The following is a 6,277-nucleotide window of genomic DNA, read 5'->3' as shown; positions in this document are numbered from 1 at the left end:
CGAATACCAGATGAAGGCCTGGTATCGCTCGTTCCTCCTTATTCTCGGCTCGCCCTTCGTCGCCGGCGGTATCCTGATGTGCGCCCTGGCACTCAGGGGCACGAGTTGGGCGCTCCCGGTTATGATGGCCGCCGTCTTTTTCGGCTTCGGCATCTATCTCATTGCACTCGCGAGGCGCTCTCGGGTCATCATCGAGAGCACTCGCATCGAAATCCGGGGAGCCTTCACCGACCATTTCGCCGACTTGAACGAAATCGAAGGCCGTCGCACTGTCGGTTCGCAGAATGGGAAATATACACTGTTTTATCTAAACAACGGACGCGGCACCCTCACCCTTCACAACTATTTCGATAAAGATGAAGCCTTCGACGCCTGGATGCGAAAGGTTCCTGACCTCGACAAGCGCTATCGCGACCAGTTGCTCGAAAAGATCTCTCAGCGGGAAGACCTGGGCGTCACTCCCCAGGACCGCCTGGCTGCTCTAGCCCAGGCCAAGACCTATAGCATCTTCGCGCTGGTGATCGCCCTCGCTGCCGCCGTCGCCGCTAATTACGGCATTCCAGCGCTGTACGTTTCGTTCTCGGTAGTCCTGGCAGCGGTGCCCGTCGTGCTCGCCTTCATGATTCACCGCTCTCCCCTGCTCTACACTGTTTTCCGCCGGAAGGACGACCCGCGCGCGGAACTTCTCTATGCGTTGATAGTCGCCGGCTTCGGATTGATGATTCGTGCTCGCGGCATTCACTTCGTTTCCCTGCAATCAGTCGGCATCGTCATCGCCTTCCTCACCTTTGCTTATATCGCCGCGTTCTACCACCCGCTCTTCGAAAGCTCATCGCCAGCCCGCACCTTCTTTGCTCTGCTTCTCTTCGGCATGCTCTCGAGCTACGGCCTGGTTGTTGTCGCGGACGCCGTGGGTGATGAATCAACACCCACTCGCTACGTCGCGCATGTCGTTGGCAAGCACTACACCACAGGCCGCTCGCGGTCCTTTTACCTTGAACTCGAGCCGTGGGGCCCGGTCGAGCAACCGAGCAGCCTCGGCGTATCCAAGGCGATCTACGACAAGGCATCCGCCGGCGATCAGGTTTGCCTCGAACTCCGTCCCGGCCGCCTCAATGCCGCCTGGTACACCCAGGTTTCGTGCTCCGCTGCACCGCTGGATTCCCAGCCCTAGAATGGGCACATCCAATGCCGCACCATCCACAATTTATACTTCGAGTTGTGATTCCGGCCCTCGTGCATATCGACTGGCATAGGTTCCTCGCGCGCCCGCCACTCCCTGCGCCGTCGCCGGATGCAGTCTCATCCCTCGTCCGTTACCCCATCCTCGTTACCGGTGCAGGAGGCTCTATCGGTTCCGCGCTGGCTCTCCGACTTGCGTCCGCTGGTGCCCGCATCATCCTTCTCGAATCCTCTGAAGGCCGTCTCCACGATCTTCAACAGGACTTCGCCCATGCCAACGTTGCCGACAGCGCAACCTTTTACCTCGGCAATGTCGCGGACCGCTCGCTCCTCGACGAGATTTTTTCGCTCCACCGTCCGCGCATCCTCTTTCACGCAGCCGCTTACAAGCACGTTCCGATCAACGAAGAACAGCCTCTCGCTGCCATAGGCAACAACGTTCTTGCCACCGAGACACTTATCGCCTCGGCATCCATGTGCAATACCCGCGTCGTGCTTCTGTCCACCGACAAAGCTGTCGCCCCAGCCTCCATCATGGGTGCGACCAAGAGGGTCGCCGAACAAATCGTTCTCAACCGCGGTGGAGTGGTCCTTCGTCTCGGAAATGTTCTCTCTTCCCATGGCAGCGTCGTCGAGGTCTTGGCCCGGCAAATCGCCGCAGGTCTTCCACTCACGGTCACCGATCCCGGAGCGCGTCGCTACTTCCTCACCATTGCTGAAGCCGTTGGCCTCCTGATTGCGGCCGCAGCCGATTCACGCTGTCCTGCGCTCTTCGTCCCGCAACTCTCAGCCCTGTATTTCATCAGCGACCTTGCCCGCTTCATGGCTCGAACTCTCGCCCCAAACCACAACGTCGCCATCGAATTCAGCCGCCTTCGTGCGGGAGACAAGGAATCCGAGCAACTCTGGTCTGGAAGCGAAACGCCGCACCCTGCCAATGTGAATGGCCTCATCCTTCTCGACTCACCCTCCATCGCACGGAGCCAGTTTCAGGCTCAGCTTGCCACTTTGCGCAATGCCGTTGAATCGCGCGATCTGGCCGCTGCGCTCGCCGCACTTCGTGTTCTGGTCCCGGACTACACACCGAGCGAAGCCGTTCTTGCGCACAGTTCCAGCGGGCAGGTTTCCAATGGGTAAGTCACCTAAAGCTACAAGAAAAATTGCCGTCGTCACCACCTCGCGCGCCGATTACAGCCATCTCTACTGGCCTCTTCGCGAACTAGCCGCACGCCCTGACGTCGAACTCGGCGTCATCGCCCTCGGCCCGCATCTCTCCCCTGAATTCGGCAACACCATCGCCGAAATCGAGCGCGAAGGCTTCCCCATCAAGGCGCGCATCGAGTGTCTCCTCAGCTCCGACACCGATACCGGCATGGCCAAAACCATCGGCGTCGCCATCCTCTCGCTCGCTGACACACTCTCCTCCTGGCGCCCCGACTTGATGCTTCTCATCGCCGACCGCTACGAGATGATGGCTCCCGCCAGCGTCGCACTTGCCCTCCGCATTCCGATCGCCCACATTGAAGGCGGCGAAGTCAGCCAGGGCGCCATCGATGACCAGGTACGCAACGCCCTCACCAAGCTCGCCCACATCCACTTCACTTCAACCGACACGGCTCGTCGCCGCGTCATAGCCATGGGCGAGGAACCCTGGCGGGTTCATCACGCCGGCGCGCCCTCACTCGATCACCTGCGCCGATCGAAACTCCTGGACCGCGCCGCACTCGAGTCACGCCTCGGCCTCAAGCTCCAATCACCTGCCATCCTCGCTGCGTGGCATCCCGTCACCATCCTGCGCGACACCAACGCCGAAGCCGACGCATTCTTCGCTGCGCTCGCCGAAGTTCCCGGTCAGCTCATCTTTGTCTACCCCAACGCCGACGCCGGTAGCCATCAGCTCATCAATCGCACGCGCGCCCTCGCCGTCTCTCGCCCCCGCACGCACATCCACATCAACCTCGATGCCGTGACCTACTGGAGCCTGCTCGGCCAGGTCGACGTGGTAATCGGCAACTCCTCCAGCGGCATCATGGAGGCAGCTTCCTTCGCCCTTCCCACCGTCAACGTCGGCATGCGCCAGCAAGGCCGCGAGCGCGCCCGCAACATCCTCGACGTCCCCGCCGATACGGCGGCCATAACCATTGCACTCAAACGCGCACTCTCTCCCGCATTCCGCAAAAAGCTTCGCGGCATCGCCAATCCTTATGGCAACGGCAACGCAGCCAAAGCCATCGCACACGTTCTCGCCACGGTTTCCCTGGAGAATCTCCTGATCAAGCAGCCGTCTCCGCTCCCAAGCCGAAAACCTCGCTGACTTGCTAACTTGCTAACAGGTGCGCAGCACCGCTAACTCGCTGATCCACTCAACCGAACAGGCACTGTGACTCCGACCATCCCGCTCTCCGCGCCCGATATCACCGAAGCAGAAATCGACGCCGTCACCGCCGTCCTGCGCACTCCCCACCTCAGCCTCGGCCCTGAACTCGTCGCCTTCGAATCGGCACTCGCCAGCTATCACTCCGTCCCCCACGCCATCGCCGTCAGCAGCGGCACCGCAGGCCTTCACATGGCATTGCTCACTCTTGGCATAGGCGACGGCGACGAGGTCATCGTTCCATCATTCGCGTTCATTGCGGTCGCCAACGCAGTTCTGCACGTCCGCGCCACGCCCGTCTTCGCCGACATCGACCCGCTCACTCTCAACCTCACTCCCGCCACCGTCGAACGAGTCCTAACCCCACGCACCCGCGCCATCATCGTCGTCCACACCTTCGGCCTCCCTGCCGAGATGTTTGCCCTTCGCACTCTCGCCACGCACCACAACCTGGTAATCATTGAAGACGCCTGCGAAGCCATCGGTGCTGAACTTGATGGTCGCCGCGTCGGCTCGTTCGGCGACCTCGCCGTCTTCGGCTTCTACCCCAACAAGCAGATCACTACCGGAGAAGGCGGGGCTGTCCTCGCCCACACCCAGGGCCACGCCGACCGACTCCGGAGCCTTCGCAATCAAGGCCGGGAACTCCAGCGACAGGTCTTTGTCGATGGGGTGGAAGGCAGAAATCCAAATACTGCTCCGATCGATGAAACTGCGAAAGACGTCGATTGGCTTCACCACCCCGCCATCGGTTTCAACTACCGCCTGTCTGACATCGCGTGCGCCCTTGGCCGTGTCCAGCTCAGCCGGATCGGCGAGATCCTCGGCCTCCGTCGCGCTGCCGCCGAACGCTACCACGTTCTCCTCGGTGGCATTCCCGGGCTTGAGTTACCATCGCTCACCCTGCCTGACAAAGAGATCAGCTGGTTCGTCTTCGTCGTTCGCCTCCCCGAAACCGCCAATCGCACTCGCATTCAGGCGTCCCTTGCTCAGCACGGCATTGCCAGTGCAACTTATTTCGCACCCATCCACGCGCAACCTGCGTGGCACGAATGTCTTACGGCCTCCCCCCGTCTTCCAGTCACCGAATCCGTCGGATCTCGTGTTCTGGCGCTCCCATTTTTCACTCGTATCACTTCCGCTCAGCAGGAAAAAGTTACCTTCGCCATTCGCAAATCATTGATATTGAATGGTTAGGCCTGCACCCCCACTACTCGTCGACGCGCACCCTAAGATTTCTCCAGAAATTCTTTTCGCATAAACAACCCCGTCAACTGACACTCGCATCCTTATTCATTGAGAGCGTGTGTAGGCCGTTCTGCAGAGCGAAGAGCACACAAGGTACGACAACCGATTCGCAGCCGGATAGGCCGGCCCGCTACCAAATAGATAAGGTATTGCAGCCGATAGCCCAATTTGGTTTCGGCAGTCACTTCTTTCCCTATGAGGGACAGAAAACGTCAGCAATCGATCTCGGATGTGGCCATTCCACCTCTCGTCGATTTACTCTCACCCAATATCCAAAGCAGGTACATGATGGTTGTTAAAACACAGCGCAAAGGTCACGGCGTCACCGGATTGAACGTGGGAACCGATAACGTTCACCGCTATTTCCCGAAAGGCACGCAAAACATCGAACTGCAACTCGGGCATCTCCGCATCCAATGCGGCCTCAAGCCCGACTTCTGGCAAGGCCAACCCGAAATCTACGATCCCAGGCTCTGCGCTTGGCTCGAATCCAAGAATCTCCACGGCACCGCCAACCGCAACGTCCCGATCGCCATGATCCCGGCCGGCAACAATTCCTTCCAGCTGCAGCCAATGTCCGTGGCGCCTCGACCTCCCGCCAAGGCTGTTTCTGCTGTCAAGGCCGTTTCTGCCGCATAGCCACGCACTATCTATCTATTCGCAAACGGCGCCAGTCACCTTGGCGCCGTTCTTGTTTTTGGAAAGACCCTCGCTCGATTCACAAAGGCCTCTCCTGCCGTGCCGAGTGAACGAGCCTTGTTAAACTCAATACGAATGAATCCCAGCCAACTCGAACAAGCCATTGAGCGTCACTTTGCGTCCGGCGCCTCTGCAATCAACGATCCAGCCGCTATGGAAGCCTTCCTTGCGCTCCGGGACGCGCTCGAAAGCGGCGCACTCCGATCCGCCTCACCTGATCCGGCAGCACCCACCGGTTGGCGTGTCAACACCTGGGTCAAAAAAGGCATCCTTCTCGGTTTCCGCATTGGCACTCTCCAGGACTTTCCCGCCGGCGCGCTCTCTTTTGTCGACAAGCACACCTATCCAGTCCGCCACTTCACCGCAGACGACGGTATTCGCGTTGTGATGGGGGGCTCCTCCATCCGCGCAGGCGCCTACATCGCTCGCGGAGTCGTCTGCGTTCCACCCAGCTACATCAACACAGGTTCCTGGGTCGACGAAGGCACGATGGTCGATTCCCACGCGCTCGTCGGCTCCTGCGCGCAAATCGGCAAGCGTGTACACTTGAGCGCCGCCGCCCAGATTGGCGGAGTCCTCGAGCCCATCAACGCCAGCCCCGTCATCATCGAAGACGACGTCCTGGTGGGCGGCAATTGCGGCGTCTACGAAGGCACCATTGTTCGCGCCGGAGCCGTCCTAGCCCCCGGAACCATCCTCACCCGCGGCACGCCCGTCTTCGATCTCGTCAATGGCGCGACCATCCGCGCTACCATCGACAGGCCTCTCATCATC

The 6,277-nt window shown here is 60.1% G+C and carries 6 protein-coding genes; all 6 read left to right on the top strand.

The features are described 5' to 3' along the window. The coding region (locus WA354_RS08165; protein WP_472812509.1) for a hypothetical protein at positions 1 to 1,174 on the top strand (1,174 nt) is incomplete at its 5' end. 47 nt (positions 1,175 to 1,221) lie between these two features. Further along, positions 1,222 to 2,319, top strand: coding sequence for an SDR family NAD(P)-dependent oxidoreductase (locus WA354_RS08160; RefSeq protein ID WP_472812508.1), 1,098 nt, complete (start codon positions 1,222 to 1,224; stop codon positions 2,317 to 2,319). Further along, positions 2,312 to 3,496 carry a UDP-N-acetylglucosamine 2-epimerase gene (gene neuC, locus WA354_RS08155; protein ID WP_472812507.1) on the top strand — a complete coding sequence of 395 codons (1,185 nt, stop codon included), beginning with the start codon at positions 2,312 to 2,314 and terminating at the stop codon, positions 3,494 to 3,496. Before WA354_RS08160 ends, neuC begins: the two co-directional genes overlap by 8 nt. A 66-nt stretch (positions 3,497 to 3,562) precedes the next feature. Continuing rightward, on the top strand, positions 3,563 to 4,753 hold the full coding sequence (locus WA354_RS08150; protein ID WP_472812506.1) for a DegT/DnrJ/EryC1/StrS family aminotransferase: 1,191 nt from the start codon (positions 3,563 to 3,565) through the stop codon (positions 4,751 to 4,753). A gap of 336 nt (positions 4,754 to 5,089) precedes the next feature. Continuing rightward, the gene (locus WA354_RS08145) at positions 5,090 to 5,443 is read left to right on the top strand and encodes a hypothetical protein (RefSeq protein ID WP_472812505.1); all 354 of its coding nucleotides are present in this window, start codon (positions 5,090 to 5,092) and stop codon (positions 5,441 to 5,443) included. Between the two features lie 135 nt (positions 5,444 to 5,578). Beyond that, the coding region (locus WA354_RS08140; protein ID WP_472812504.1) for a 2,3,4,5-tetrahydropyridine-2,6-dicarboxylate N-succinyltransferase at positions 5,579 to 6,277 on the top strand (699 nt) is incomplete at its 3' end.

It is taken from the genome of Occallatibacter sp., from assembly GCF_049802275.1.
In the GTDB taxonomy this organism is placed as follows: Bacteria; Acidobacteriota; Terriglobia; order Terriglobales; family Acidobacteriaceae; genus Telmatobacter.
This window is presented reverse-complemented; position numbering and strand designations above follow the sequence as displayed.

What these genes read in the sequence shown, in the direction of transcription:
- WA354_RS08145 (WP_472812505.1), top strand. Translation starts at nt 5,090, where the DNA reads ATGATGGTTGTTAAAACACAGCGCAAAGGTCACGGCGTCACCGGATTG.
- neuC (WP_472812507.1), top strand. Translation starts at nt 2,312, where the DNA reads ATGGGTAAGTCACCTAAAGCTACAAGAAAAATTGCCGTCGTCACCACC.